General features: G+C 66.4%; 26 protein-coding genes. 5 read left to right on the top strand and 21 right to left on the bottom strand.

What is annotated here, in order from left to right:
- Positions 1-68: 68 nt before the first annotated feature.
- The 16 genes from alaS to ACW7G3_RS09985 all read right to left on the bottom strand — a co-directional run bounded on the left by alaS (position 69) and on the right by ACW7G3_RS09985 (position 16,874).
- Positions 69-2,702 carry an alanine--tRNA ligase gene (alaS, locus tag ACW7G3_RS10060; protein WP_456982630.1) on the bottom strand — a complete coding sequence of 878 codons (2,634 nt, stop codon included), beginning with the start codon at positions 2,700-2,702 and terminating at the stop codon, positions 69-71.
- Positions 2,703-2,845: 143 nt separating this feature from the next.
- A complete protein-coding gene (locus tag ACW7G3_RS10055) occupies positions 2,846-3,394 on the bottom strand; it encodes a regulatory protein RecX (RefSeq protein ID WP_456982628.1) in 549 nt (182 codons plus the stop codon).
- 76 nt (positions 3,395-3,470) lie between these two features.
- The gene (recA, locus tag ACW7G3_RS10050; RefSeq protein ID WP_456974854.1) at positions 3,471-4,520 is read right to left on the bottom strand and encodes a recombinase RecA; all 1,050 of its coding nucleotides are present in this window, start codon (positions 4,518-4,520) and stop codon (positions 3,471-3,473) included.
- Between the two features lie 187 nt (positions 4,521-4,707).
- Complete coding sequence (gene lexA / locus ACW7G3_RS10045; protein WP_456982627.1) at positions 4,708-5,382, bottom strand: transcriptional repressor LexA; 675 nt, start codon at positions 5,380-5,382, stop codon at positions 4,708-4,710.
- A gap of 54 nt (positions 5,383-5,436) precedes the next feature.
- Complete coding sequence (ubiB, locus tag ACW7G3_RS10040) at positions 5,437-7,122, bottom strand: 2-polyprenylphenol 6-hydroxylase (protein ID WP_456982626.1); 1,686 nt, start codon at positions 7,120-7,122, stop codon at positions 5,437-5,439.
- 34 nt (positions 7,123-7,156) lie between these two features.
- Positions 7,157-7,654 carry a CinA family protein gene (locus ACW7G3_RS10035; RefSeq protein ID WP_456974848.1) on the bottom strand — a complete coding sequence of 166 codons (498 nt, stop codon included), beginning with the start codon at positions 7,652-7,654 and terminating at the stop codon, positions 7,157-7,159.
- A 127-nt stretch (positions 7,655-7,781) separates the two neighbouring features.
- Positions 7,782-10,385 (bottom strand): TonB-dependent receptor, encoded by a 2,604-nt coding sequence (locus ACW7G3_RS10030; protein ID WP_456982625.1) that lies wholly within the window; start codon positions 10,383-10,385, stop codon positions 7,782-7,784.
- Positions 10,386-10,539: 154 nt separating this feature from the next.
- On the bottom strand, positions 10,540-11,235 hold the full coding sequence (gene lolD / locus ACW7G3_RS10025; protein ID WP_456974844.1) for a lipoprotein-releasing ABC transporter ATP-binding protein LolD: 696 nt from the start codon (positions 11,233-11,235) through the stop codon (positions 10,540-10,542).
- Complete coding sequence (locus ACW7G3_RS10020) at positions 11,228-12,469, bottom strand: lipoprotein-releasing ABC transporter permease subunit (RefSeq protein WP_456982624.1); 1,242 nt, start codon at positions 12,467-12,469, stop codon at positions 11,228-11,230. The genes lolD and ACW7G3_RS10020 overlap by 8 nt, the downstream gene beginning before the upstream one ends.
- A 51-nt stretch (positions 12,470-12,520) precedes the next feature.
- Complete coding sequence (locus ACW7G3_RS10015; protein WP_456974840.1) at positions 12,521-12,835, bottom strand: hypothetical protein; 315 nt, start codon at positions 12,833-12,835, stop codon at positions 12,521-12,523.
- Between the two features lie 88 nt (positions 12,836-12,923).
- Positions 12,924-13,121 (bottom strand): FAD assembly factor SdhE, encoded by a 198-nt coding sequence (locus ACW7G3_RS10010; RefSeq protein WP_456982717.1) that lies wholly within the window; start codon positions 13,119-13,121, stop codon positions 12,924-12,926.
- Positions 13,122-13,191: 70 nt separating this feature from the next.
- A complete protein-coding gene (locus ACW7G3_RS10005) occupies positions 13,192-13,974 on the bottom strand; it encodes a succinate dehydrogenase iron-sulfur subunit (RefSeq protein WP_456974838.1) in 783 nt (260 codons plus the stop codon).
- A 15-nt stretch (positions 13,975-13,989) separates the two neighbouring features.
- Positions 13,990-15,780 (bottom strand): succinate dehydrogenase flavoprotein subunit, encoded by a 1,791-nt coding sequence (gene sdhA / locus ACW7G3_RS10000; RefSeq protein ID WP_456974836.1) that lies wholly within the window; start codon positions 15,778-15,780, stop codon positions 13,990-13,992.
- Positions 15,781-15,804: 24 nt separating this feature from the next.
- Complete coding sequence (gene sdhD, locus ACW7G3_RS09995; protein WP_456974834.1) at positions 15,805-16,218, bottom strand: succinate dehydrogenase, hydrophobic membrane anchor protein; 414 nt, start codon at positions 16,216-16,218, stop codon at positions 15,805-15,807.
- Entirely contained in the window at positions 16,215-16,610 is a 396-nt protein-coding gene (gene sdhC, locus ACW7G3_RS09990) for a succinate dehydrogenase, cytochrome b556 subunit (protein WP_456974832.1), read from the bottom strand. The genes sdhD and sdhC overlap by 4 nt, the downstream gene beginning before the upstream one ends.
- A gap of 69 nt (positions 16,611-16,679) precedes the next feature.
- Positions 16,680-16,874 carry a DUF1674 domain-containing protein gene (locus ACW7G3_RS09985; protein ID WP_456974830.1) on the bottom strand — a complete coding sequence of 65 codons (195 nt, stop codon included), beginning with the start codon at positions 16,872-16,874 and terminating at the stop codon, positions 16,680-16,682.
- Between ACW7G3_RS09985 and ygfZ the strand changes: the two genes are divergently transcribed.
- Positions 16,873-17,730, top strand: a complete 858-nt coding sequence (gene ygfZ / locus ACW7G3_RS09980; RefSeq protein ID WP_456982623.1) for a CAF17-like 4Fe-4S cluster assembly/insertion protein YgfZ — start codon at positions 16,873-16,875, stop codon at positions 17,728-17,730. The two genes, ACW7G3_RS09985 and ygfZ, sit on opposite strands and share 2 nt — an antisense overlap.
- Positions 17,731-17,863: 133 nt before the next feature.
- On the top strand, positions 17,864-18,364 hold the full coding sequence (locus tag ACW7G3_RS09975) for an OmpA family protein (protein ID WP_456974826.1): 501 nt from the start codon (positions 17,864-17,866) through the stop codon (positions 18,362-18,364).
- 145 nt (positions 18,365-18,509) lie between these two features.
- On the opposite strand, the gene ACW7G3_RS09970 is transcribed toward ACW7G3_RS09975, so the two are convergent.
- The 4 genes from ACW7G3_RS09970 to ACW7G3_RS09955 form a co-directional block, all read right to left on the bottom strand.
- Positions 18,510-20,744, bottom strand: a complete 2,235-nt coding sequence (locus ACW7G3_RS09970; protein WP_456982621.1) for a thiamine pyrophosphate-dependent enzyme — start codon at positions 20,742-20,744, stop codon at positions 18,510-18,512.
- Between the two features lie 80 nt (positions 20,745-20,824).
- Entirely contained in the window at positions 20,825-21,391 is a 567-nt protein-coding gene (locus ACW7G3_RS09965; RefSeq protein ID WP_456974822.1) for a GNAT family N-acetyltransferase, read from the bottom strand.
- An 86-nt stretch (positions 21,392-21,477) separates the two neighbouring features.
- Positions 21,478-22,641: an acyl-CoA dehydrogenase family protein gene (locus tag ACW7G3_RS09960; RefSeq protein ID WP_456982620.1), complete on the bottom strand. Its 1,164-nt coding sequence runs from the start codon at positions 22,639-22,641 to the stop codon at positions 21,478-21,480.
- 182 nt (positions 22,642-22,823) lie between these two features.
- Entirely contained in the window at positions 22,824-23,633 is an 810-nt protein-coding gene (locus tag ACW7G3_RS09955) for a glycine zipper 2TM domain-containing protein (protein WP_456974818.1), read from the bottom strand.
- A gap of 176 nt (positions 23,634-23,809) precedes the next feature.
- Between ACW7G3_RS09955 and ACW7G3_RS09950 the strand changes: the two genes are divergently transcribed.
- Both ACW7G3_RS09950 and ACW7G3_RS09945 read left to right on the top strand, forming a co-directional pair.
- On the top strand, positions 23,810-24,055 hold the full coding sequence (locus ACW7G3_RS09950) for a DUF6116 family protein (RefSeq protein ID WP_456982618.1): 246 nt from the start codon (positions 23,810-23,812) through the stop codon (positions 24,053-24,055).
- Between the two features lie 11 nt (positions 24,056-24,066).
- Positions 24,067-24,843 (top strand): TatD family hydrolase, encoded by a 777-nt coding sequence (locus tag ACW7G3_RS09945; RefSeq protein WP_456982617.1) that lies wholly within the window; start codon positions 24,067-24,069, stop codon positions 24,841-24,843.
- Here ACW7G3_RS09945 and ACW7G3_RS09940 read toward each other — a convergent pair.
- On the bottom strand, positions 24,821-25,618 hold the full coding sequence (locus ACW7G3_RS09940; RefSeq protein WP_456982615.1) for a tRNA threonylcarbamoyladenosine dehydratase: 798 nt from the start codon (positions 25,616-25,618) through the stop codon (positions 24,821-24,823). The genes ACW7G3_RS09945 and ACW7G3_RS09940 overlap by 23 nt on opposite strands.
- An 83-nt stretch (positions 25,619-25,701) precedes the next feature.
- Here ACW7G3_RS09940 and ACW7G3_RS09935 point away from each other — a divergent pair, with 83 nt between their 5' ends.
- Positions 25,702-26,151, top strand: coding sequence for a hypothetical protein (locus ACW7G3_RS09935; protein ID WP_456974811.1), 450 nt, complete (start codon positions 25,702-25,704; stop codon positions 26,149-26,151).
- Positions 26,152-26,265: the final 114 nt, after the last annotated feature.

The raw sequence follows: 26,265 nt of genomic DNA, 5'->3' as shown, positions 1-26,265 counted from the left end.
AGTTAACGACAAAGGGTAATGATACCGGTCGCGACGCGTCGGAAGATAGGCAAAAAGTAACGCTCCGCTTACTGGAGTTGATCTTTCACCCAGCCGTTCACCTGCGAGAGGGCCTTGACCAGCGCCGCTCCGTCCGGCCCGCCTCCCTGGGCCAGATCAGGCCGCCCGCCACCCTTGCCGCCGATCTGCCCGGCCACGTGCCGCAACAGGTCGCCGGCCTTGATACGGCCACTCGCGCTCCCGCCTACCCCGGCGATCAGCGAGGCCTTGCCGTCACTGACGCCTGCCAGGATCACCACCGCGTCCTTGAGCCGGTCCTTGAGCTGATCAACGGAATCGCGCAGCGCCTTGGCATCCAGCCCCTCAAGCCGTGCGGCCAGTACCTTGACCCCATGGATTTCGGTCGCGCCGGCGGCAAGCTCGGCAGTGACGTCGGTTGCCGCCCTTGCCTTGTGCGCGGCCAGTTCGCGCTCAAGCTTCTTCTGCCGATCCAGCAGGGCTCGCAGCTTGTCACCCACTTCGCCAACAGTGCCTCCCAGCAAGCCGGCAGCCTGCTGGAGCTGCTGCTCGCCGCCGGTGACATGATCCAGCGCTGCCTGCCCGGTCAGCGCCTCCACGCGCCGCACGCCAGCGGACACGCCGCCTTCCGACACCAGCTTGAACAAGCCGATGTCGCCGGTATGGCCCACGTGCGTGCCGCCGCACAATTCGACCGATCCGCCCATCTGCACCACGCGTACGCGCTCGCCGTACTTTTCACCGAACAGGGCGATGGCGCCCGCATCCATGGCTTCCTGCATGCCCATCTCGCCGATGACGACGGGATGGTTTGCACGGATCTCGTGGTTCACCTGGCGCTCGACCTCTGCCAGCTCCTCGGCAGTGACCGGATTGAAGTGGGAGAAGTCGAAGCGCAGGCGGTCGGGTGCCACCAGCGAGCCTTTCTGGGCCACGTGCGTGCCCAGCAGGCCGCGCAGCGCGCCGTGCAGCAGATGGGTGGCGCTGTGGTTGAGCACGATGCTGGCGCGGCGCGACGCGTCGATGGTGCCCGACAGTTCCTGCCCGACGCGCAGCGTGCCGCTTTGCAGGCGACCGAAGTGGCCGTGGAACTGGCCGGCAAGCTTGCGCGTGTCGTCCACGTGGAAGCTGACACCCTCGTCCAGCAGCTGACCGGTATCGCCCACCTGCCCGCCCGACTCGGCATAGAACGGGGTGTTGGACAGAATCACGACTGCCTCGTCACCGGCTTGAATCACCTCGACCGGCCGGCCGTCGTGCAGCAGGGCCAGCACCTGCAGCCCTTCGGCCTGCACCTGGTCATAGCCGAGGAACGCGGTCGGCTGTAGCTGGGCCACCAACTCGGCTGGCAGCACCGTGCCACCGCCGAACCGACCCGCGGCGCGCGCAGTTTCGCGCTGCTTTTCCATGGCCGTCTCGAAGCCGGCGAGGTCCACTTCCAGGCCGCGCTCGCGGGCGATGTCCTGGGTCAGGTCCAGCGGAAAACCATAGGTGTCGTACAGCCGGAACGCGTCAGCGCCCGGAATGCGGCCGCCACTGCGCTCGGCGACCTCGTCGAAGATCCGCATGCCGGCGTCCAGGGTCTCGGCAAAGCGCTCTTCCTCCGCTTTGAGCGCCTTCTCCACGGTGGCAAGCTGCGCCCGCAGTTCGGGATAGGCCACGCCCATCAGCTCGTCGACGGTTGCCGCCAGGCGGTGGAAGAAGGGCTCGCGCACGCCCAGCATCCAGCCGTGGCGCAGCGCCCGGCGGATGATCCGGCGCAGCACGTAACCGCGCCCTTCGTTGGAAGGCAGCACGCCGTCAACAATGAGGAAGGCGCTGGCGCGGATATGGTCTGCAATGACCCGCAGCGACTTGTTGTCCAGATCGGTCGTAGCGGTCAGCTCGGCTGTCCGCCCGATGAGCGTCTGGAACAGGTCGATCTCGTAGTTGCTGTGCGCGCCCTGCAGCACCGCGGCGATGCGCTCAAGGCCCATACCGGTATCCACGCAAGGCGCCGGCAGCGGCTGCAGGCTGCCGTCGGGCTGACGGTCGAACTGCATGAATACCAGGTTCCAGATCTCGATGAAGCGGTCGCCATCCTCGTCGGGCGATCCGGGCGGACCACCCGGGATATGCGGACCGTGATCGAAGAAGATCTCACTGCTGGGACCGCAGGGACCCGTATCGGCCATCTGCCAGAAGTTATCCGAAGCCCAGGGCGCGCCGAGGTTGTCGCCGATACGGATGATGCGCTCGGGCGGCAGGCCGATCTCATCGCGCCAGATGGCGTAGGCCTCCTCATCGGTGTGATAGACAGTGGCCAGCAGTCGCTCTGGCGGCAGTCCCCACACCGTGGTCAGCAGCTCCCACGCCCAGATAATCGCATCCCTCTTGAAGTAATCACCGAACGACCAGTTACCCAGCATTTCGAAGAAGGTGTGGTGACGGGCGGTGTAACCGACCGCATCCAGGTCGTTGTGCTTGCCGCCGGCACGCAGGCAGCGCTGCACATCGGCAGCGCGCACATAGCCCGGCTTTTCGGCGCCCAGGAACACGTCCTTGAACTGGACCATGCCCGAGTTGGTGAACAGCAGGGTGGGATCGTTGCCAGGAACCAGCGGCGCAGAGGGCACGATGGTATGGCCGCGCTCGCGGAAGAAATCGAGGAATTCCCGGCGGATATCGGAGGTGGTTTTCATCATGGAGTCGGCAAATGTGAAGGGGCGCCGTTCCGGCGCCCGACCGATTCCAGATGCGGCCATGACGTGGAGCTGACTACCCGAAACGCCTAGGTTAACAGGAGCGCGTGCGGCTGGCGCCCACCCCCGACCCGATGCCACCCCGGTCAGTCTTCGGGCATGAAGCCCGTGCTCCGCCGCGCGGTTTCCACATCGAATCCGCGCCGGAGCAGGAACTCGGCTGCCTTGAGCCGGCGCGCCCGGTCGGCGTCCTCCAGCGAGCCGTAGCGCCGCTCGATCAGATCCCTGGCCTTGCCCTGCCAGTCGTCTTCGCCGTCCTCGGCCAGCGTCTCGAATGCCGCATCCGCCGCGCCCGCATCCAGCTGGTGCATTTCCAGCTCCTGGCGGATCCGCAGCGGGCCATAGCCGGTACCGACGCGACTGCGGGCCAGGCTCACTGCGAAGCGGGTGTCATCCTGCCAGCCTTCGCTGCGCATGCGCTCGATCGCCTCGGCGGCTTCTTCCGCGCCCACGCCACGGGCCTGCAGTTTACGTTCCAGCTCGCGGCGCGAATGTTCGCGACGCACCAGCAGGCTGAGCGCCCGCTGGGCCGGGCTGGGTTCGGGCCTGCGACGGCGCCGCTTGACCGGGCCCGCATCCGCCGCGTCCTGATCATCGCTGCCAGGACCGCCTTGGCGCTCGTCAGCCTCGGACATTGCCCCCTCCTGTCAACCGGCCGGCATTGTGCCGGCCAACCAGGACCATCATTGGACAGAACAGACCGGACAAAACTCAGGCCTTGGCCTCTTTTTTCGGGGCTGCTTCGTCTTTCTCCGCCTCGACAACGGGCTTGGGCATCAGCCGCTCGCGGATCTGGGCTTCCAGGCGGGCGGCGAGCTCGGGATTGTCCTTCAGATACTGACGGGCATTCTCCTTGCCCTGGCCGATGCGCTCTTCACCGTAGCTGTACCAGGCACCCGCCCTTTCGACCAGCTTTTCGTTCACGCCCATGTCGATCAGCTCACCTTCGCGGCTGATGCCCTGGCCGTAGAGGATCTCGGTGATCACCTGCTTGAACGGCGGGGCCATCTTGTTCTTGACCACCCGGATCCGGGTCTGGTTGCCGATGACCTCATCGCCCTTCTTGATCGCGCCGATGCGGCGGATGTCCAGCCGCACCGAGGCGTAGAACTTGAGCGCGTTGCCGCCGGAAGTGACCTCCGGGCTCTGGCCCGGCATCATGATGCCGATCTTGTGGCGCAGCTGGTTGATGAAGAACACCATGCAGTTGCTGCGCTTGATGTTGCCGGTCAGCTTGCGCAGCGCCTGGCTCATCAGCCGCGCCTGCAGGCCGGGAAGCTGGTCGCCCATCTCGCCTTCGATCTCGGCCTTGGGTGTGAGCGCGGCAACCGAGTCGATCACCACGATGTCCACGGCGTTGGAACGCACCAGCATGTCGGCGATCTCCAGTGCCTGCTCACCGGTGTCGGGCTGCGAGAGCAGCAGGTCGTCTACGTTGACCCCCAGCTTGGCCGCGTAGCCGGGATCAAGCGCATGCTCGGCGTCGATGAAGGCCGCAGTGCCGCCCTGCTTCTGGCATTCGGCGATGGTCTGCAGGGTCAGCGTGGTCTTGCCGGACGACTCCGGTCCGTAGATCTCCACCACCCGGCCCTTGGGCAAGCCGCCAATGCCCAGCGCCAGATCAAGCTGCAGGGAGCCGGTGGGAATCGATTCGAACGCCTGCTGGATGCCGTCGCCCATGCGCATTACCGAACCCTTGCCGAACTGTTTCTCGATCTGGCCCAGGGCGGCTGACAGCGCGCGTTTCTTGTTCTCGTCCATTTTGGCTTTCCTCTGCAATGATGTTGATCCGGTTGATGGGCAATCTATCGGGGTCGGGTCGCACAGGCTGCGACCACGGATTGATGTTGGGCAATGCTCCGGTCTGCAACGAGGCGGGAACGCCGCTGCACCGGGTAGGGAAAGACCGCGCCACGTGCCGGGGAAACAGGACGGGCGACGGCCCGCCTCACCGGTTCGGCCTGACCAGTCCGCAGTACAGGCCTTCTATCGCGAAGTCCTGGTCCGGCAGCACTTCGATCGGCGCGTGGTCGGGGTTGCGCGGCAACAGGCGGATCCGGTCGCTGCCGAGCTTGAGCAACTTGACTGTGATTTCCTCGTCCACCCGCGCGACCACGATCTGGCCGGAGTGGGCGTCACCGGTACGATGCACGCCGATCAAGTCGCCATCGAAGATGCCTTCGTCGCGCATCGAATCGCCCTTGACCTTGAGCAGGTAATCCGGCGCGGGCGAAAACAGCACCCGGTCCAGGATCAGGTAATCGTCCGCCTCCAAGGAGGAAAAGGAGTCCGGCGCACCGGCACTGATCGGCCTGCCTGCCGCCACCTCGCCCAGCACCGGCAGGCGCAGCGCGTTGTCGTCGGCGGGCGGGGTGACAGTTCCCAGATCAAAGCTGCGCTGTGGCTGCTCCGGCGTGACCAGCAGGCGGATGCCGCGGGCCCGGCCGGGGATGCGCTCGATCGCCCCTGCGGCCTCCAGCGCCTCCAGGTGGTACTGGGCCGCACGCACACCGCTGAAGCCGAAGGCGCGGGCAATCTCGGTCTGCGAAGGCGGCATGCCCTCGGCCTCGATGCGCTCGGCGATCAGGGCAAGCACGTTACGCTGGGTTTCGGTGATCTGCATGTGGGTAGTAATACTACTAACCACGGGAACCGTCAACGAAAATCACCCGCCGGCTCAGCGGCGCCGACCGCTGCGCCAGATGGAGAACACGATCCAGATACCGCTGAGCGCCGCGCCCAGGAACCCGAGCACGCCCATGGCCATCAGCGCACGATTGGAAGCGCCGCCGGCAACGCTGTTCATCACGATCGAGGAGCCCACGATCAGCGCCGCGGTGATCACGCCCACGGTCAGGCGGTTGGCGGCGCTGTTGACCTGGCTGCCGAAGTCCTTGAGCGAAGTGACCTCGATCTGCGCCCGCAGGCGCCCTCGCCGCGCAGCTTGCAGCAGGCGGCGCAGGTCGCGCGGCAGGGTTCCCATCAGGTCCATCGCGCCGGAAACCGTGCGCCGGCCGCGGCGGGCCAGCGCAGCCGGCGAATAGCGTTGCAGCAGCGCGCGCTCCAGATACGGTTGGGCTACGGCGGCCATGTCGAAGTCGGGATCCAATTGCCGACCCAGGCCCTCCAGGGTCAGGAAGGCCTTGATCATCAGCGCCAGGTCCGGCGGCAGCGACAGCTTGTTGCGCCTGAGCATGGCGGCCACGTCCAGCAGCATCGCGCCCATGCGCAGCTCCTTCAGCGGCACCCCGCGGTACTGGTCGACAAAGGCGTCCACATCGGTCTGCAGCCGGCCTTCCTCGACATCCCCGTCGCCGTCGCCCCACTCGAGCATGATGTCGGCCACGGATTCGGAATCCTGCGACACCATCCCGTACAGCAGCTGCGCCACCTGCTGCCGGCGGCGCTCACCCACCCGTCCGACCATGCCGAAATCGATCACGCCGATCCGGCCGTCATCCAGGTAGAAAATGTTGCCCGGGTGCGGATCGGCGTGGAACAGGCCGTCCTCGAGCACCATCTTCAGCACGATCCCGGCACCGCGGCGCGCCAGTTCATGACGGTCCAGCCCCAGCGCATCCACGGCGGCCAGGTCGGTGCCCGGGATTCCGGACATGAACTCCTGCACGTTCAGCCGTTCGCAGGTCCACTGCCAGTGGATGGCGGGAATCGCGATGCGCTCGTCATCGGCAAAATTCTCCGCGATCCGTTCGGCGTTGCGGCATTCCGCGGCAAAGTCCAGCTCGGTCCGCAGCGAGGTGCCGAACTGGTGAACGATGTCGGTCGGGCGGTAACGGCGCAGATCGGGGGCCCGGGTCTCGACGATCTCCGCCAGCCGCGCTAGCAACCGCAGGTCAGCCTCCACCTGTTCGCGGATGCCGGGGCGGCGCACCTTCAACACCACGGCCCGCCCATCGTCCAGCCAGGCACGGTGGGCCTGGGCCAGCGATCCCGCCGCGAGCGGCACCTGTTCAATCCGCGCGAACACCTGTTCCGGCTCGCCTCCCAGGTCTTCCACCAGCTGCGGGCGGATCTCCTGCCAGGACAGCGCGGGTACGGCGTTCTGCAGTTTGCTGAGTTCGGTGATCCACTCCGGCGGCAACAGGTCCACCCGCGTGGCCAGCACCTGGCCGAGCTTGACGAAGGTGGGCCCGAGTTCCTGCAGCGCATGACGCAAACGCGCGGACGGCTCCATCCGTGGCCGTTCGTCGGCCTGCCCCCAGTGCAGCAGGCGCCCTGCCCGCTCCAGCGCACTGGACAGACCGATCCGCTGTACGAATTCGCCGAAGCCGTAGCGGATCAGCGCCGATGCAATTTCCTGCAGCCGGCCCAGGTCACGGACGGTGCCCAGCGTTTCCCACATCAGCCTGCTCCTGCCCGTGCCGGCGCGCAGGCATTCACAGCAGCTTGTCCAGGCCCTGAAGGGCGACCAGCACGGTCTGGCGACGCACCGCGTCGCGATCGCCCGGGAAGTGGAACAGCTCGGCGTGGGTGTATCCCGCCCGGCGTTTCCAGGCGATCCATACGGTTCCCACCGGCTTGTCTTCAGTGCCGCCGCCTGGTCCTGCAATACCGGTCACCGCCACGGCGACGGTTGCGCCGGAATTCACCAGCGCGCCCGACACCATTTCCACCGACGTCTCGCGGCTGACCGCACCGTGCTCTTCCAGCGTGCCCGGCTGCACCCCCAGCATCGCCTGCTTGGCTTCGTAGCTGTAGGCCACCAGACCACAGTCGAACCACTCCGATGAACCGGGAACATCGGTCATGGTCTTTGCGATCCAGCCGCCGGTGCAACTCTCGGCGGTGACCAGCATGTGGCGTTCGCCGCGCAGCCGTTCGCCCAGTTCGCGGGCCAGCTCATACAAAACAAGGTCGTCGGGGGCCTGGTCCATCGCTGTGCTGCTCAGTGGGGTGTGCGGTGATTGTCGCATTCCAGCCCGCGACACGGAAAAGCCCGCGCATCCGGAGATGCGCGGGCCCTTGGCTCGCGTTGGGCTAATCAGCCCGGCCGACTACAACTCAATAACGGAAGCGCAAAGTCATGCCGTAGGTGCGCGGTGCGCCCAGGTAGGTGTTCCAGGACTGGGCCTGAATCGGGGCATCGATGCCCACCTGCTTGTAGGTCTCGTCGGTAAGGTTCTGACCCCAGAACTCGACCATCCAGCCCCGGTCCTGGCGGCCGAAGCCCAGGCGGGCGTTGAGCAGCGTGTACGCCTCCTGTTCCTTCTGCGGGTCCAGGTCCGAGCCGGTGTTGTAATCGGACATGTACTTGGCGCCGATGTTGAAGCGGCCCAGCAGGTTGGCTCCGATGTCCCACTCATAGGTCACCGAGGCATTGCCCGACCACTCGGGGGCGAAGCTCATCTGGTTGCCCGGCAGCAGGCTAAGGTCGGGATCGGGCAGCAGGTCGTTGCCGTACTCGGTCTCCGCATAGGTCAGCCCGCCCTGCACCATCAGGCCGGTGATGCCTGTCTGCCACAGCACGTCCATGTCCACGCCGGTGGAGGTCACTTTGGGAATCGAGCGCACCACGAACGCCGTGCCCAGGAAGCTGTTGAGCTGGAAATCCTCGTACTCCTGGTGGAACAGCGCCGCGTTGAACAGCAGGTTGCCGTCCGCCCAGGTGGTCTTCATGCCCAGCTCGTAGCTGTCCACGAACTCACCCGGGAAGTAGGTGTCATCCTGAGGCGTCACCCCCACCTGCACGCGATCAAGGTTGAAGCCGCCGCCCTTGTAGCCGCGCGCCGCCGACACATAGCCCATCACGTCGTCGGAGAAGTCGTAGGCCACCTTGAGCGTGCCCGACCATTCCTTCTCGGTCCGCTCCTGCCGGGTCTCGCGACCGTTGTGGAGCACGTTGGCCCACGGCAGGCACATGAAGCCGGCCACCTGCTGGATGGCCGGCTGCAGCTGCGGCAGCATCTGCGCCATCAGCTGCTGCTGCAGCGCCGGCGGCAGGTTGGCGAACCCGTCCACGCGGCCGATCATTGCCCCGCCCACGGCGGCGGCCGGATCGGACAGGGTAATGCCACAAGCCGCGCTGCCATTGGGGTTGGCAAACGACGAATCGAGCGTCTTCTTCTCGTGGGTGTAGCGCAGGCCCAGGGTGATATCCAGGGTGTCGCTGACGTGGAAGGTGTTGTTGGTGAAGATCGCCGTGCTCTTGGCATTCTGCGCGTACCGGTCGTGTGCACCAATGCCGGTGAAGTTGGTGCCGAACGGCCGTCCGGTGACCTCTGATACAAAGGTCGCCGGGTTGCCTGTATTGACGCTCAGTCCCAGCGGACCGACCGCCTGCTGCAATCCGGCCACGGCCTGTGACAGGCCGGCCAGCACCTGGCTGCCCACCAGGGTGGACAGGTACGGCTCGTAGCCGGCACCCATGTGATAGGAATCATTGCGGGCCAGGTCCTCATCGGAATAGAACACGCCCACCATCCAGTCGACACGGTCGGTCGAGCCGGTCATGCGCAGTTCCTGGCTGAAGGTGTCGAACGCGACCAGCGAATAATCCTCGTCCGCGGGCCGGAACATGATGTCGGCCGCGCTGTAGTCGAAGTCGATGCTGGTGATCGCATCCCAGGTGCGCGCCGCGGTGATCGAGGTCAGCGTGGCGTTGTTCGCCCACGGCGTGGTCCAGTTGATCTCAGCCGACACGCCCTTGTCCTTCAGGTCCTGCTCGGAGGGACGGTTGGCATAGGCCAGTCGTCGATCCAGGTCCGGCACAGGAATGATGCCTTCCCCGCCGGGAGTGAGCGCATCAATGATGTCCGCGGTCGGACCGCGGTGCGTGGTCATGCTGACGCAGCAGCTTTCCTCGCGGCTGGCGTAATCACCGGCGAAATTGATGCTCAGGTCGGCCGTGGGCTCGAACAGCAGCTGCATGCGCATTGCGTGGTAGTTCTGGTCCGCATCATCGGTCTGGGTGCGCGGACCGTTGGCGGTGAACACGTTGTCGACGCCGTCGCGCTTGCGCTTGGTGGCATAGACGCGGAAGGCCGCGTTTTCACCCAGGGCATCGTTGTAGGAGCCCCCCACGCCCACCAGGCCGTAGTTGCCCACGGTCACCTCGCCCTCGGCTTCCTGGCTATAGCTAGGCTTGCGGGTGACCACGTTGATCACGCCTGCCGACGTGTTCTTGCCGAACACCGTGCCCTGCGGACCCTTGAGCACCTCGATGCGTTCAAGCTCGCCCAGGTCACCAAAGCCGACGCTGTTGCGGGCCCGGTACACGCCGTCGATCACCACGCCCACCGACGACTCAAGCCCCGGGTTGTCACCCACGGTGCCGATGCCGCGGATACGGGCGGTAGTCTGGGCGGCGGACTGGGTACTGGTCACGGTCAGGCCCGGCACCAGCACCTGCATGTCCTTGATGTCGCGCACGCCGGTGTCCAGCAGCAGCTGCTCGGGCAGCACGTTGATCACGATCGGCACGTCCTGCAGCGCTTCCTCGCGCTTCTGCGCGGTCACCACCATGGTTGCCAGGGTGGCGGGCTCCTCGCGGTCACTGGTTGCAGGCTGCGTGTCCTGAGCCTGCGCAAGAGGGACCTGGGACAGTGCAACCAGGCCGGCCAGGACGGCCGCGGCCAGCAGATTGCGTTGCGGTTGGATCGATTGCATGGATGACATCCCCCAAAACCAGTTGATCGAATCGACAAGACGGCGCAGGCGTGGCTGCCCGCTGTTGTTGTCGGCTTCGGTCCCGGTGGGGGGCGTGACCTGTGCCTTGCGGAAAAGCTAGCACACTTCCAAACGCAAGCGTATGGGGAGCGGGTCAGCCGCCGGCCTGCGGAAACGGCCGGAGTTTGCCCTCATGCAACTCCATCACCCGGTCAAGGCGCCGTGCCAGGCTGCGGTCATGGGTCACCATCACCAGGCTGGTCTGCTGCTCACGGTTGAGTTCAAGCATCAGTTCGAACACGATCGCCGCGGTCTTCTCATCCAGGTTGCCGGTGGGTTCGTCGCCCAGCACGCAGGCGGGGCGGTTGACCAGGGCGCGGGCCACCGCGGCCCGCTGGCGTTCACCGCCGGACAGTTCACCCGGCTTGTGTCCCAACCTCGGCCCCAGGCCGACCGCCTCCAGCAGCGCGCGCGCCCTGGCCGTGGCGTCCTTCACTTCGGATCCGCCCAGCAGCACCGGGAGCATCACGTTTTCAAGCGCGGTGAATTCAGGCAGCAAGTGGTGGAACTGATAGACGAAGCCGAGCGCCCTGTTGCGCAGCTGGCCGCGCGCCGCGTCCGACAGGCCGCTCATGCGATGCCCGTCAACGAACACTTCTCCGGCGGTGGGTGTGTCCAGCCCGCCCAGCAGATGCAGCAGGGTGCTTTTGCCCGCACCTGATGCGCCCAGGATGGCGACTGTCTCGCCCCGCGCAACCTCAAAGTCCAGCCCCGAGAACACCGCTGTGTTGAGACCGCCTTCGGAATAGACCTTGCCCAGGCCTTCGGCACGGACCACTGCATCATTCATAGCGCAACGCCTCCGCCGGCGCGGTGCGCGCAGCGCGCCAGGCCGGGTATACGGTTGCCACCAGCGCCATGGCCAGCGCCACCACGGCAATCACCACCACGTCGGGAGCGCTGAGTTCGGTTGGCAAACCGGTGATGTAGTAAACATCCGGCGGGATCAGCACCACGTTGAAGGTCCGTTCGATCGCACGCAGGATGTGCTCCAGGTTGAGGGTCAGCAGGATGCCACCAACCACCCCGAGCACGGTGCCGAAAATCCCGATCATGCTGCCCTGGACCATGAAGGTCTGCATCACCCCGCGCGGGGTCAGGCCCAGGGTGCGCAGGATGGCAATGTCGGCCTGCTTGTCGGTCACCAGCATCACCTGCGATGACACCAGGTTGAACGCGCCCATGGCGATGATCAGTGACAGCAGGATCGCGATCATGGTCTTTTCCAGGCGCAGCGCACGGAACATGTTCGCGTTCTCGCTGCTCCAGTCGCTGACCTGGTACGGGCCCTGCAGGCGCAGCACCAGATCGCGCGCCACCTCCCTGGCCTGATCCATGTCGTGCAGGCGCAGGCGCACTCCGGTCACGCCATCGCCCATGCGCAACACCCGCTGCAGGTCCTCCATGTTCGCCACTGCCAGGCTGCGGTCGAACTGCTGGTGACCCACCTGGAAAATGCCGCTGACGGTGAACCGCTTGAGCTGCGGCACTGCGCCCATCGGCGTGGTCTGGAAATCGGTGGTCACCACCACCTTGTCGCCCACGCCCACCCCCAGCCACAGCGCCAGGTCGCGGCCGAGAACGATATTGAAGCTGCCGGGAGCAAGGTCATCCAGGTTGCCGGATACCATGCGCTCGGCGATTTTGGACACCTCCCGCTCGTGCTCGGGCACCACGCCCTGCACCATCGCGGGTTCCCGGCGCGGTCCGGAGATCAGCGCCTGGGTTTCAACGAACGGCGCCGCACCGGCCACCCGCGCGTCCACCATCGCCTCGGACACGGCGCCCTGCCAGTTCTCCATCGGCTCGCCGTAGGCGCTGATGGTGGCGTGCGCGGTCATTTCCAGCATCCGGTCGCGGATCTCGCGCTGGAACCCGCTCATCACCGACAGCGCGGTGATCAGCACCGCCACGCCAATGGCGATGCCCAGGATCGACGCCAGGGAAATGAAGGAAATGAAGCCATTGCGGCGCTTTGCGCGCAGGTAGCGCAGGCCGATCGCGACGGGGACGGGCTTGAACATCGGCTCTCGCAGGCAGGACGGATGCCGCGGCGGTGCCGGGCACAAGGGCCGCTATGTTGCCACTGAAGCGCCCTTTCGCGCAGCCCGCCTTAAAGGAGCGGCCAGCCTCAGTTCACGCCGCAGCGGCGCCGGCAGGGTGTCCGGCCACCAAGCCAACCGCCTCGTACGCCCTGCACCGTCATTCCAGCGCAGGAAGGCGAGCGGGCCGCGCCAGGTCACGCTGGCCTCGTGGACGGGCACGCCGTCAATCAGCACTGGGCCGTCCTGGCCAGTGAACACGAAACGGTGCACGGGCTGCGCGTGATGCCGTACGGCCGACAACAGCCCGTAGGCCAGGGCCAGCACCGCCAGCGGCCAGGCAACCATGCGCGGCATTTCCGACGCGTTTATGGCAAACGCGGCCAGCATCGCAAGCAGTACCAGCCCCGCGCAAAGCCAGCGCGAGGGTTGCCACTCAATGTGGCAACCCAAGGATCCGCTGGATGAGCTGCTTGAGCTCGGCATCGGGGACATCCTCATAGCCCATGAACCAGCGCCAGAGCTTATCGTCCTCGCACGCCAGAAGGCGTAGGAAAACCTCGCGCTGGGCTTCGGAATCCGTCGCCCAGGCATGGTCCAGATGGCGGTTGAACAGCACGTCCAGCTCGCGCATGCCGCGCCGCGCGCGCCAGCGCAGCCGGCGCAGTTCAACCTGGTCTTCGGGAGTCACGGCGTTCTGCGACTCAGCCCTGGCGGGCCAGCATCAGCCGCTTGATCTCACCGATCGCCTTGCCCGGGTTCAGCCCCTTGGGGCACGTGCGGGCGCAGTTCATGATCGTGTGGCAGCGGTAGAGCTTGAACGGGTCTTCCAGGTCGTCCAGCCGTGCACCGATATCTTCGTCGCGGCTGTCAACGATCCAGCGATAGGCCTGGAGCAGGATCGCCGGGCCCAGATAACGGTCGCCGTTCCACCAGTAGCTTGGGCAGGCGGTGCTGCAGCAGGCGCACAGGATGCATTCGTACAGGCCGTCCAGGCGGTCGCGCTCCTCGGGCGACTGCAGCCGCTCGCGGTCCGGCGGCGGCTTGCCCTGGGTGCGCAGCCACGGCTTGATCGAGGCGTACTGGGCGAAGAAGTGGGTCAGGTCCGGCACCAGGTCCTTGATCACCGGCATGTGCGGCAGCGGATAGATCGGGACTTCCTGCTTGGCGCAGTCCTCGATCGCCCGGGTGCAGGCCAGGGTGTTGGTGCCGTCGATGTTCATCGCGCACGAGCCGCAGATGCCCTCGCGGCAGGAGCGCCGGAACGTGAGCGTCGGATCGATCTCGTTCTTGATCTTGATCAGCGCGTCCAGAACCATCGGCCCGCAGCTGTCCAGGTCCACCTCGTAGGTGTCGGTGCTTGGATTGCGACCCTCGTCCGGACTCCAGCGGTAGACCTTGAAGGTGCGCGTGCGCTTGGCCCCGGTGGCGGGGAAGTGCCGGCCCTTCTGGACCTTGGAGTTCTTCGGGAGCGTGAATTCAGCCATTGTCTCTATCTCCCGTCAGTAAACGCGCGCTTGCGGCTGCACTACTTCGACCTCGTCGTCGAGCGTGTACATGTGCACCGGGCGGTAGTCGATTCGGGTGCTGCCGTCTTCTTCCAGCCAGCACAGGGTGTGCTTCTGCCAGTTGACGTCATCACGATCGGGGAAATCCTCGCGCGCGTGGGCCCCGCGGGATTCCTTGCGGTTCTCGGCCGAAGTAATGGTCACCAGTGCCTGGCCGAGGAGGTTCTGCAGCTCCATGGTTTCAATCAGGTCCGAGTTCCACACCAGCGAGCGGTCGCTGACCTTGACGTCGGCGAAGGAATCACGGATCTCGCGCACGTGCTCCACGCCTTCAGCCAGGGTTTCCTGGGTGCGGAACACCGCAGCGTGGCTCTGCATCGTGCGCTGCATGTTGTCGCGGATGACAGCGGTCGGGGTGCCGCCGCTGGCGTTGCGCAGACGGTCCAGGTTGGCCAGGGCACGGTCGCAGGCGTCGCCAGCCAGGCGCTTGTGCGGCTGGCCCGGCTTGATGGTTTCGGCACAGCGGTTGGCCACCGCGCGGCCGAACACCACAAGGTCGAGCAGCGAGTTGGAGCCCAGGCGGTTGGCACCGTGCACCGACACGCAGCCGGCCTCGCCGATCGCGTACAGGCCCTGGACCACGGAGTCCGGGTTGCCGTCCTTCAGCTGCACCACTTCGCCGTGGTAGTTGGTCGGCACGCCGCCCATGTTGTAGTGGACGGTGGGGATGACCGGGATCGGCTGCTTTTCCACGTCCACGCCGGCGAAGATGCGCGCGCTCTCGGCGATGCCCGGCAGCTTCTTGTGGATGTCGGCCGGATCCAGGTGGGTCAGGTCGAGGTGGATATGGTCCTTGTGCTCGCCCACGCCGCGGCCTTCGCGGATCTCGATGGTCATCGAACGGCTGACCACGTCGCGGCTCGCAAGGTCCTTGGCGTTGGGCGCATAGCGCTCCATGAAGCGCTCGCCGCTGGCGTTGCGCAGGATGCCGCCTTCGCCGCGCACGCCCTCGGTAATCAGGCAGCCGGCGCCGTAGATACCGGTGGGATGGAACTGCACGAACTCCATGTCCTGCAAGCCCAGTCCGGCGCGCAGCGCCATGCCGCCGCCGTCACCGGTGCAGGTGTGGGCCGAGGTGGCCGAGAAGTAGGCGCGACCATAGCCGCCGGTCGCCAGCACCACGCCGTGGGCGCGGAACAGGTGCAGGGTGCCGTTGGACATGTCCAGGGCGAGCACGCCGCGGCATGCGCCCTCCTCGTCCATGATCAGGTCGAGCGCGAAGTATTCAACGAAGAACTCGGCGTCATGGGCCAGCGACTGCTGGTACAGCGTATGCAGGATGGCGTGGCCGGTGCGGTCGGCGGCGGCGCAGGTGCGCTGCGCGGTGCCCTTGCCGTAGTGCGTGGTCATGCCGCCGAAGGGACGCTGGTAGATCTTGCCCTCTTCGGTGCGCGAGAACGGCACGCCCTGGTGCTCGAGCTCGATGATCGCGGGGATGGCCTCGCGGCACATGTACTGGATGGCGTCCTGGTCACCGAGCCAGTCCGAGCCCTTGATGGTGTCGTAGAAGTGGAAGCGCCAGTCGTCTTCGCCCATGTTGCCCAGCGCGGCGGAGATCCCGCCCTGCGCGGCGACTGTGTGCGAACGGGTCGGGAAGACCTTGGTGATGCACGCGGTCTTCAGGCCCTTGTGGGCCAGGCCGAAGGTGGCGCGCAGTCCGGCGCCGCCGGCGCCGACCACGATCATGTCGTACTGGTGCTCGGTAATTGGATAGGCAGTAGTCATTGCAGCTCTGTCGAAAAAGTGGGGTCAGGCCAGCAGCGCGATGCGGCCGATGGCAAACAGCGAGGCGAGTGCGCCAAGTACGCAGACGAAGATGACGATCAGCTGCAGGGCCCGCTCAAGGCCGCCGTGTAGGTAATCGCTGATCACCACCTGAAGGCCCATCTGCATGTGCCAGAACATGGCGATTGAGAACGCGGCAAACAGGATCGCGTTCCAGGGCCGTGCAATCACCTCCTGCACCGTGGCCAGGTCCGCGCCAACCAGCGAGATGAGGGTGCCGAGCAGCCAGGCTACGAGCGGGATCATCGCCACCGCGGTCACCCGCTGCCACCAGAAATGGCTGGTGCCGGACTTGGCCGAACCCAGTCCGCGGGCGCGGGCCAGGGGCGTGCGGAATTCGCGCACGGTACCGTCCTGATCAAGCCTCGTATCGCTCATGCCCCACCCCGCATTGCAAAGAACCAGATGATGCCGGTCAGCACCACCGTCAGCACCGCCACCGTATAGCCGGACCGGTAGAGTTCGGGAATCGACATCCCGTAACCCATGTCCCAGGACAGGTGGCGGATGCCGTTGAGCAGGTGGTACACCAGCGCCAGCGAGAAGCCGGCCAGGGCGATCATGCCCAGCGGCGAGGCCAGGCACTCGGAGAAGCTTGCGTATGCCTCCCCGCCCTGGGCGACCGCCAGCAGCCACCAGGCCATGCCCAACGCGCCGACGGACAGCACGACACCGCTGGTGCGATGCAGGAAGGACATCACCGTGGTGATCTGGAAACGGTATGTCTGCCCCAACATGAAAGGGGACAGTGGACGTTGATGGTGACTCATCGCAGGAAGGATCCTCGCTGGGCGGCTGCTGGAACGCGGGCCGCGTGGCAGGTGGCGGACAGTGCCGCCTCAAAAATCAATGCAGCGGCCGTTCTTTTCCCAATCCCCGTAGCGGGTCGGGTCTGGCCCCTCCCGACCGCCGATTTCCCGCGGACGTTCAGGCTCAGGCACCGGTTCCACGGGCTGGTCCTGTTCGGGCACGGCTTTGCTTTCGCCTATGATGGCTGGGTCTTTCACCTCTTCAAGTCTAAGTCCCACCCCCATGTCCGACAAGTCGCCGTCACTACCTGATCAGTTCTCCCCCCTTCCCGGTCATCGCGTATTGGCCCTGGAAGGCCGGGATGCAGCCAAATTTGCCCAGGCCCAGTTCACCAACGATGTGGACGGGCTGGCCGACGGGCATTGGCAATGGAGCGGATGGTTGACTCCCAAGGGGCGGATCGTGGCCCTGTTCGCCCTGCTGCGCTTTGACGCCGAGCGTCTGTGGCTGCTGCTGCCGGACGCCGATCCGGCGGATCTGGCCGCCCAGCTGCAGCGCTTTGTATTCCGTACCAAGGTGACGCTGCGCCCGCTGGAAGCAGTGCATGCCGCTGCCGCATTCACTGCCCCGCAGCAGGCGACGGGGTCTGCGTTTGCCGGCGATGAGGACAGCGGCGTGGAACTGGACATGGGCACTCCCGCTGGAGCCCGCACCCTGCGCCTGGGCGCGACCACCGCGCCGGTCAGCGATGATGTGGCCAGCCGGTGGAGCGCGTTCGACTTGTCCCATGGCTGGCCGCGGCTGGATCCGGACCAGACCGAAAAGTGGACCCCGCAGCAGCTGTCGTTGCAGCGTCTGCGCGCCTACAGCGTGAAGAAGGGCTGTTACCCCGGCCAGGAGATCGTTGCCCGCACCCACTTCCTGGGCCAGGCAAAGCGCGGCCTGGTGCGACTGCAAGTTGATTCCGCGGTGGCTTCCGGCGACGCGGTCACCTCGGGCGAGCGCGAGATCGGGCGGGTCGTGTGTGCTGCCGGCCGTGAGGCCCTGGCGGTCCTGCCCCTGGAGCGGGAAGACGCCCCCCTCGCCATCGGCGGGACTCCATGCATGGTGGCCGCGCTGGAGGACGGCCTGGCACGCTGAAACGCCCCTGCTGACTCCCCTCCTGCCCACTCCCTGCGCCCTTTCCAGGGCTGTCCAAACTGCAATCCGCGGCTGCTATGCTCCGAACGGCAGGGGGGAACCAACCAGACATGGAAATGGGGGAGAAGGAACTATGACGATCAAGCCTTGGCTGACGCTGGCGGCAGCTGGCTTCGTGTTGCTTGCCAGCGCATGCAGCACCACGCCGGAACAGGAACCGGTACCGGAAGCGCAGGACATGCAGCCACTGCCGTCCTCGTTCCTGGAGCGACTGTCGGCTGACGGCATGTTCGCCTTCGGCAAGTCCAGCATCGAAGACCTGAGCCCGGAGGGCCGGATTGCCCTGGACGAACTGGCCACCAGGCTGGCCGAACGCCCGGTGGAGATCGTGCACGTGATCGGGCACAGCGACCGGCTGGGCACCGCAGTGGCGAACCAGACGGTATCGAGCCAGCGCGCCAACGCGGTGCGTGATTACCTGATCGAGCGTGGCATTCCCGAGGAGCGCATCACCGCGGTCGGGCGCGGAGCCGTTGAGCCGGTGGTGGACTGCGAGGGTCGCGGCGGCCAGCAGGTCATCGACTGTCTGGCTCCCAACCGCAGGGTCGAGGTGCGCGTCCAGTTCGCGGACTGACCGCCCCCGCCCCGCGGCGCCTCCGTCGTAGGAGCGCGCCGCGCCCGCGAAACCGCGTGACTCTGGTCACGCGGCATGGCGTCGGATAGGTCGACGTTGCCGGCGCCCCGCGGCAACGCCGGCCGTCACCCGGCTTCGCGCGCTCCTACGGCAGGGCGGCGGCGGCGGCGACGATGTCGTCCTCGGACGGGATCACCAGGAACGCCGCCCCAGCAAGCGGGGTGAACGTATCCGCCCCCACCACCCGCTGCAACGGGCGATCTCCCAGTCCGGCTTCCGCGATGGCGGTGATGACGCCCTCGCCGATCCCCGCGCTGCGCCGGCCTTCATCGACCACGATCGTGCGCGCGCATTCGCCAACGTGGCGGACGATGGCCTCTTCGTTGAGCGGCAGCAGCCAGCGCAGGTCGACGACCCGCACCTTCCACCCGTGCTTGGCCTCGATGTCGCGGGCGGCACGCAGGCTCATCGGCACGCCGTTGCCGAAGGTCAGGATCACGCAGTCGGTCGCTTCCGGGTTGTAGACGCGCTCGGCGCCGAACTCCATGGCCTCGCCCGGGGCCGGGAAAGACGTCAGCCAGCCACCGTCACCCGCCTCGTAGAGATCCTTGGCCATGTACAGCGCGATCGGCTCCAGGAACGCACACACGCGGCCGTCTACCTTGGCCAGCGCGGTCAGGGTGCGGAGCATGGTCACCGCATCGTCGCCGCGGCTGGGGCAGCCGATCACCAGGCCCGGGATGTCGCGCAGCGCGGTGATCGAGTTGTCGTTGTGGAAGTGCCCGCCGAAACCCCGCTGGTAACCCAGCGACGCAATCCGCATCACCATCGGGTTGCGGTACTGGCCGTTGGAGAAAAACTGCAGGCTGGCTGCCTCGCCGCGGATCTGGTCACCAGCGTTGTGGAAGTACGCCAGGTACTGGATCTCCGGCAGCGGCAGCATGCCCATGTTGGAATAGCCCTGCGCCAGGCCCAGGATCATGGTCTCGTCGAGCAGGGTGTTGAAGACCCGGCGCGGACCGAATGCCTTCTGCATGCCCTTGGTGACCGTGTACACCCCGCCCTTCTGGGCCACGTCTTCGCCGAACAGCAGGGTTTCCGGGTACTTGGCGAACAGGTCGTGCAGGGCCTGGTTGATCTGGATGGCCAAGTGCCTGGGGGGCAGATTTTCCGGCAGTTTCGCTTCGCCGCCGAACGCCTGCAGCCGGCGCTCGTCATAGTCGGCGCGCTTGGCCTCGGCCTGGACCGCTGACGGGGTGTACGGCGCCAGCGGAGCGATCACGTCTTCCAGCGATTCCAGCCGCGGGCGCCGATCGGCATCCTCGGCGGCGGCAAAGCACTTCACCCGGGTCGCTTCATAGAGTTCGAGCACCTCGTCCTTGGACATCAGGCCCGATTCAAGCGCAATGGTGGCCGAGCGCAGCAGCGGATCGGTCGCCTCCACCGCGCACAGCTCCTCGAGCCTGCGCCATTCGATTTCGAAATCCGTGCCCGCGTGGCCCATGATCCGCGTGGTGCGCAGGTGCAGGAAGGTCGGCCGGCGCGTGCGGCGGCAGTGCTCCACCGCCTGCTGCACCTGCCCATAGCCCCCCGCCAAATCGAGGCCGTCGGCATGGAAGTAATCCAGGTCCGGGCGGTCGCGGAAGTTGCGCGCGATCCAGCCGTCGGGAGTTTTGACCGAGATGCCGATGCCGTTGTCTTCGCACACAAACAGGACCGGAGCCGGCAACCCCTGGTAGGCCGTCCAAGCGGCGGCATTGAACGTGGTCTGGGCGGTCGCATGGTTGCTTGAAGCATCGCCGAACGAGCACACCACGATGCTGTCATCGGGCACCGGCAGCTGGTGGCCGATGCGCCGACCCTGTTCGATCGCCACCGCGGTCCCCATTGCCTTGGGCAGATGCGAAGCGATGGTCGAGGTCTGCGGAAGTACCCACAACGGCTTGCTGCCCCACACCTTGTGGCGGCCGCCGGAGGCCGGGTCTTCCTTCGATGCGGCAAACGACAGCGCCGAATCCATCACCGGGTCCATCCCCGGCAGCTTGCGGAAACGCTCGGCCATGAAGCCGCCGGAGCGGTAGTGCAGGAATGCCGGATCGGTGTGCCGGGTCAGCCGGGCCACCATCGCGTTGCCCTCGTGACCCGACGAACCGATGGTGTAGAAAACCTTGTTCTGCACCCGCAGCACGCGGGCCATCAGGTCCAGGTGGCGGCTGATCAGCTGCGACTCGAACAGTTCGCGAAAGCTCTGGGCATCGAGCGCACTGCCCTCCAGCACCGCTGCGCCCGGCGATGGCGCGCGCGCGGCGCTGCCTTCCCAGCTGCGCACGAACTCCTGGAAGTTGACGTCGCAGATCTCGGCGCGGTTGAGGCCCCTCATGCGGGCGGGAATGGGATCGGGAACCTTTGCGAACATATTGCTCTCTCGTAGGGCGGGCGCAGGCCCGCCATGGGCGAATATCAGTTGGCGGGGCCGGACCCGCCAAGGGGGTGATTCCGGCGCCAGTGCGCACCGGTTTGGCCCCACACATCCACGGCGATGTGCGCGTGTGGCGGCGGCAGCATGGACGGCCCCTGCAGGGTGGATCCGAGCCGTGCGGCCAGCTTTTGCGAAGCGGTGTTTTCAGGCGCGATGCAGTGGATGAAGCCGTCCCACCCCAGGTGCTCCAACGCCCAGTCGATGGCCGCCGAAGTGGCTTCCAGCGCAAAGCCGCGGCCCCATGCATCGGGATGGAAGGCATAGCCGATCTCGTTGCCGGGCCACCCTTCCGGGCGCCATGGCCCGGTCTGGCCCATCCACCGGCCGCTGTCCCGGTCGATGACCGCGAACATGCCGAATCCTTGCAGCTGCCAGGCACCCGGCTGCCACAGGAACCTGCGCCAGGCTTCCGTGCGCGAGACCGCACCGCCGATATGGCGGGCAGCCGCTTCATCGCCCTGCAGCTCGGCAAAGCGGTCGAAATCCTCGATCCGCGGAACCCGCAGGATCAGGCGCGGGGTTTCAATGCGAAGCTCGGCCAGTGCCATCCAAGCCCCTCCCAGGGCTATGCGCATCGCCGCCTGCCGGGCCGCTGGTCCAAGGGACACGCGGCCCGGCAACGGCGACGGCAGGATCAGAACGCGTTGATGCCGGTCAGCTCGCGGCCCACCACCAGCTGGTGCACGGTCTCGGTGCCCTCGTAGGTGATCACCGATTCCAGGTTCAGCGCGTGGCGGATCGGCGAGTGCTCGGTGGTGATGCCGGCGCCGCCCAGCAGGTCACGGGCTTCGCGGGCGATGTCGATCGCCATGCGGCAGTTGTTCCACTTGGCCACGCTCACCTGGGTCGGCTGCATCTTGCCGGCTTCCTTCAGCCGGCCCAGCTGGAGGCTCAGCAGCTGCGCGCTGGTAATGCGGCGGGCCCAGTCGGCCATCTTTATCTGCGCGCTCTGGGTTGCCGCCACCGGGCGCCCGAACAGCATGCGCTCCTTTGAATACCCCAGCGCCTCGTCCAGGCAGGCGACGGCCGCGCCGATCGGGCCCCAGGTGATGCCGTAGCGGGCCTGGGTCAGGCAGCCCAGCGGCCCGCGCAGGCCCTTCACGTTCGGCAGCCGGTTGGCCTCGGGCACGCGCACCTCGTCAAAGAACAGCGCGCTGGTCACCGATGCGCGCAGGCTCATCTTGTGCTTGACCTCCTGCGCCTTGTAACCGGCGAAGTCCTTCTCCACCACAAAGCCCTGGATGCCGTCGTCGGTCTGCGCCCAGACGATGGCGATGTCGGCCAGGTTGCCGTTGGTGATCCACATCTTGGAGCCGTTGAGGATCCAGTCATCGCCGTCGCGCCTAGCGTGGGTCTTCATGTTGGCCGGATCGGAGCCGCCGTGGGCCTCGGTCAGACCGAAACAGCCGATCACCTTGCCCGCCGCCATGTCCGGCAGCCAGCGCATCTTCTGCTCTTCGGTGCCGTAGGCGTAGATCGGGTACATGCACAGCGAGGACTGCACGCTGGCAAAGCTGCGCAGGCCGGAATCACCGCGCTCGAGCTCCTGGCAGATCAGGCCGTAGCTGACATCGCCCAGCTCCGAGCCTCCGTACTCGGCCGGCAGGGTGGCACCCAGCAGGCCCAGGCCCGCGATCTCCGGGATCAGCTCCGCGGGGAAGCGGCCTTCATCGAAGCATTCGCCGATGATCGGCAGCACCTTCTCGTCGGTGAAGCGCGCCACGGTGTCCTGCACCGCACGCTCTTCATCGGTGAGCAGGGAACGGACGTCGTAGAGATCAAGGGGATTCAGGGCCATGGCACTCTGGAAGTTGGCGGGAAACCCCCATTGTATCGATCCGGCCTCCCTCTTGGGCCTGCCTTTGGTGGGTAGCGCCAAGCGGCCCCGCGTCGTGTCAGCGCTGCGCTTTTCCAATTGGAGAAGAAAGAAAAAGGGGCCGGATTGCTCCGACCCCTCGTTGACTTCCGGCTACGACAGAATTACTGACGCGTGGCGCCGTCTTCCTGGCTGGCGGCGGCCGTCTGCAGCACTACCTGCCCATCCAGAACCGGCAGGCGGTCACCCGGCTGCTGCTGCATGCGCACCGTGCGCTCGTCTCCTTCGTATTGATAGGTGACATCCCATGCGATCGGCACCTCTTCCGTACCCAGCTTGATGCGCTCGCCGGGCTCACTACCGGTGCGCATGGTGCCAGTGCTTCCATCGGGGTTGCGATAGGTCACGTTGTAGGCCACCACCCGCGACGACTGCGAGGTGTCCTGGACGGTGCGGCATTCCTGCTCCGTCACGGTCTGTACGTTGTTGGCCTGCTGGCGGCCCTGGATGGCGCGGCCCGCAAATGCACCGCCCACTGCGCCGCCCACCGTGGCCAGCTTGCGCCCGTCACCGCCACCGACCTGGTTGCCCAGCGCGCCGCCCACCACCGCGCCGATCGTGGTGCCGGCAACGCGGTTGGGGTCGCGGGTCGGAGCCTCGTACTGCACCACCACGTCCTGGCACACCTGGCGCGGCGTGCTGGAGGTAGTGGTCTCGCTCACCGGCTCAACGCCCAGCACCTGGGCGTAGAAGTCCTGCTGCTCGGTCACCGCCTGCACGTCCAGGACGTCGGCGTAATCAAGACGCCCGGATACCGGAATCGAGTCGATACCAGCCCCCGTTTCAATGTCGTCCGCAGAGGTCGCTGCATCGTCGTGAGCAATGTCATCGCGAGTGTTGTTCTGGAACGCGGCGACGGCTACGCCGCCAACCAGCAGCGATGCCAAAGCGATTGCGAGGGTGTTGTTTTTCATGTCGCGCTCCTTGTCATTCCTGCAGGCACATCGCCTGCGTTGCGTGCAGAGTGATTCGACCACTTCCAAGCTGAACCGGACACGGCTGCGGGCGCTGAAAATGACCGGGCCATGAATATCGGCCCCAGTACACCGTGATAGCGTGACCACCATCCATCGCATTGGAGAACTACGCCATGCGCCACCTGTTGCTGGCCCCGCTGCTGCGCTGGCTTACCCGCCTCAGCTTTCCCCGGCTGTTCATGGTCACTGCCACGTTGTTTGCATTGACCCTGGTGATCCCGGATCCAATTCCTTTCGTGGACGAGCTTCTCCTGGGCCTCGGCACGCTGCTGCTGGCAAACTGGAAGCGACGCGGCAAGGTTGCCCCGGCCCCCAGCGCGCGGCCGCCGATCGACGGCCAGGCCAAGCGCGAACGCTGAGGAGCAGGCGCATGACCTTCCTCATCGACAGCCATTGCCATCTGGACGCAGACGCGTTCGATCCCGATCGCGATGCCGTGATCCAGCGCGCGCAAGCGACCGGAATCGGCGAACAGGTGGTGCCCGCCACCCACGCCGATGCCTGGCCCAAGCTGCGCGAGGTCTGCGCCAGCGCCCCGGGGCTGCACCCGGCCTATGGCCTGCATCCCGTGTTCCTGGAGCAGCACAAGATCGCGCACCTCGACGCACTGGCCACCTGGATCGAACGCGACCAGCCGGTGGCAGTGGGTGAATGCGGGTTGGACTACTTCATCGAGGAACTGGACCGCGACGCCCAGCAGTACTACTTCAACGCCCAGTTGGAACTGGCGCGTAACCATGACCTGCCGGTGATCGTGCACGCCCGGCGTGCGGTGGAGGCCACCCTCATTGCAATCCGCCGGGTGGGCGGCCTGCGCGGGGTGGTGCACAGCTTTTCAGGCAGCCCGGAGCAGGCGCGGCAGCTGTGGGACCTGGGCTTCATGATTGGCCTGGGTGGCCCGGTGACCTACGAACGCGCACAGCGGCTGCGGCGCCTGGTGGCGGACATGCCGCTGGATCAGCTGTTGCTGGAAACCGACGCGCCGGACCAGCCCGACGCCGACAACCGTGGCGGCCGCAACGAACCGGCCCTGCTGGTGCGGGTGCTGGACGTGATCGCCAGGCTGCGCGACCAGGACCGCGAGGAGATTGCCGCTGCCACCACCGCCAACGCCCGGCGCCTGTTCAAACTGCCGTCGGCGGCCTGAGCAGGATCTCCAGCGCCTTGCCCACCGCCGCGAAGGCGAACGTGCCGGTGAGATGGGTAGCCGCCCCCAGCCCCGTGCCGCAATCCAGCTTGAGGGCGGCATCCGGACCGAGCTGCGGGCGCAGGCCGCACACGCTGCCATCGCCCTGCTGGTAGCGGACGTTCTCCAGCGAGTACACCGCCGGGACGCCGAAGTAGCGCTTGGGGCCGCGCGGGAAGCTGAAGTCCCCACGCAACTTTTTCCGCACCAGGGCCAGCATGGCGTCGTGCTCGGTGCGCGACAGGTCCCGGATCCGCACCAGGGTCGGATCGATCCGCCCCCCGGCCGACCCGACGGTGATCACCGGCAGCTTGCGCCGCCGGCACCAGGCAATTGCTTCGACCTTGGTACGGAGGCTGTCACAGGCGTCCAGCACCAGGTCGTGGCCGCGATCAAGCAGCTCATCCAGGTTGCCGGGGGTAAGGAAGCTGGCGACGGGCTCCACCGTGGCCAATGGATTGATGGCCAGGCAGCGCTCCGCCATCGCCTCGGCCTTGCCGCGCCCGTACTGACCCTGGAGTGCCGGCAGCTGACGGTTGGTATTGGACACGCACAGGTCATCCGCATCGATCAGCACCAGGCGCCCCACTCCGCTGCGGGCGAGCGCTTCAGCCATCCACGAGCCGACGCCACCCAGGCCCACCACCGCCACCTGCATGCGCGACAGGCGCGCAACGGCGCCGCTGCCGTACAGGCGGTCAATGCCGCCGAAGCGGTCCATCCAATCAGGTTCCATGCGCCCATTTTAGAGTGATGCCGGGCGATCCGTCGCATCGGTTGGCCATACTATGGCGCCCTGCCAACCATCAGGACCGATCAATGCCCAACCTGCCCATGCCTTCTCGCGACCGGAAGCCGTCCGCCGCCGCGCGTTATCTGATCGTGTTCGTACTCGGAATGGCGGTGGGCATCTTTGCGGCCGTGGTGGTGATCCGGGCGATACAGGCGCGCAGCGACCACTTTGCTTCCAGCGTGATGCACGTGCAGGAGTGGCACATGACCCAGCTGCATCGGCGGGCAGAAGAGAACCGCTGCAATCCCACCGATGTATTGCCGCACCTGCGGGCACTGCGCGTATTGGCGGAAGACCTGGAACCGGCCTTCCCGCGCCTGGGCGAGGACCAGCGCTTCGCCCGCCATGCCGCACGCATGCGCGCAACCCTGGATGCGGCGCTGCAGTCGCCACCGCTGAACTGCGCTGGCGTGCAGACCACCAACAAGCAGCTGCAGGATTCCTGTCGCGACTGTCACCGGGATTTCCGCAGCTGAGATGTGGCCAGCGTCGCGGGCTGAATGCCCGCTGCACGCACCGCAGCGATCGGGCGTGGTTGGCGCCGCGTTCATCCTCGGGTTCCTATCGTCAAAGCTGACTTGATGACGAGG

The organism is Luteimonas sp. A478 (assembly GCF_054052025.1).
This window is presented reverse-complemented; position numbering and strand designations above follow the sequence as displayed.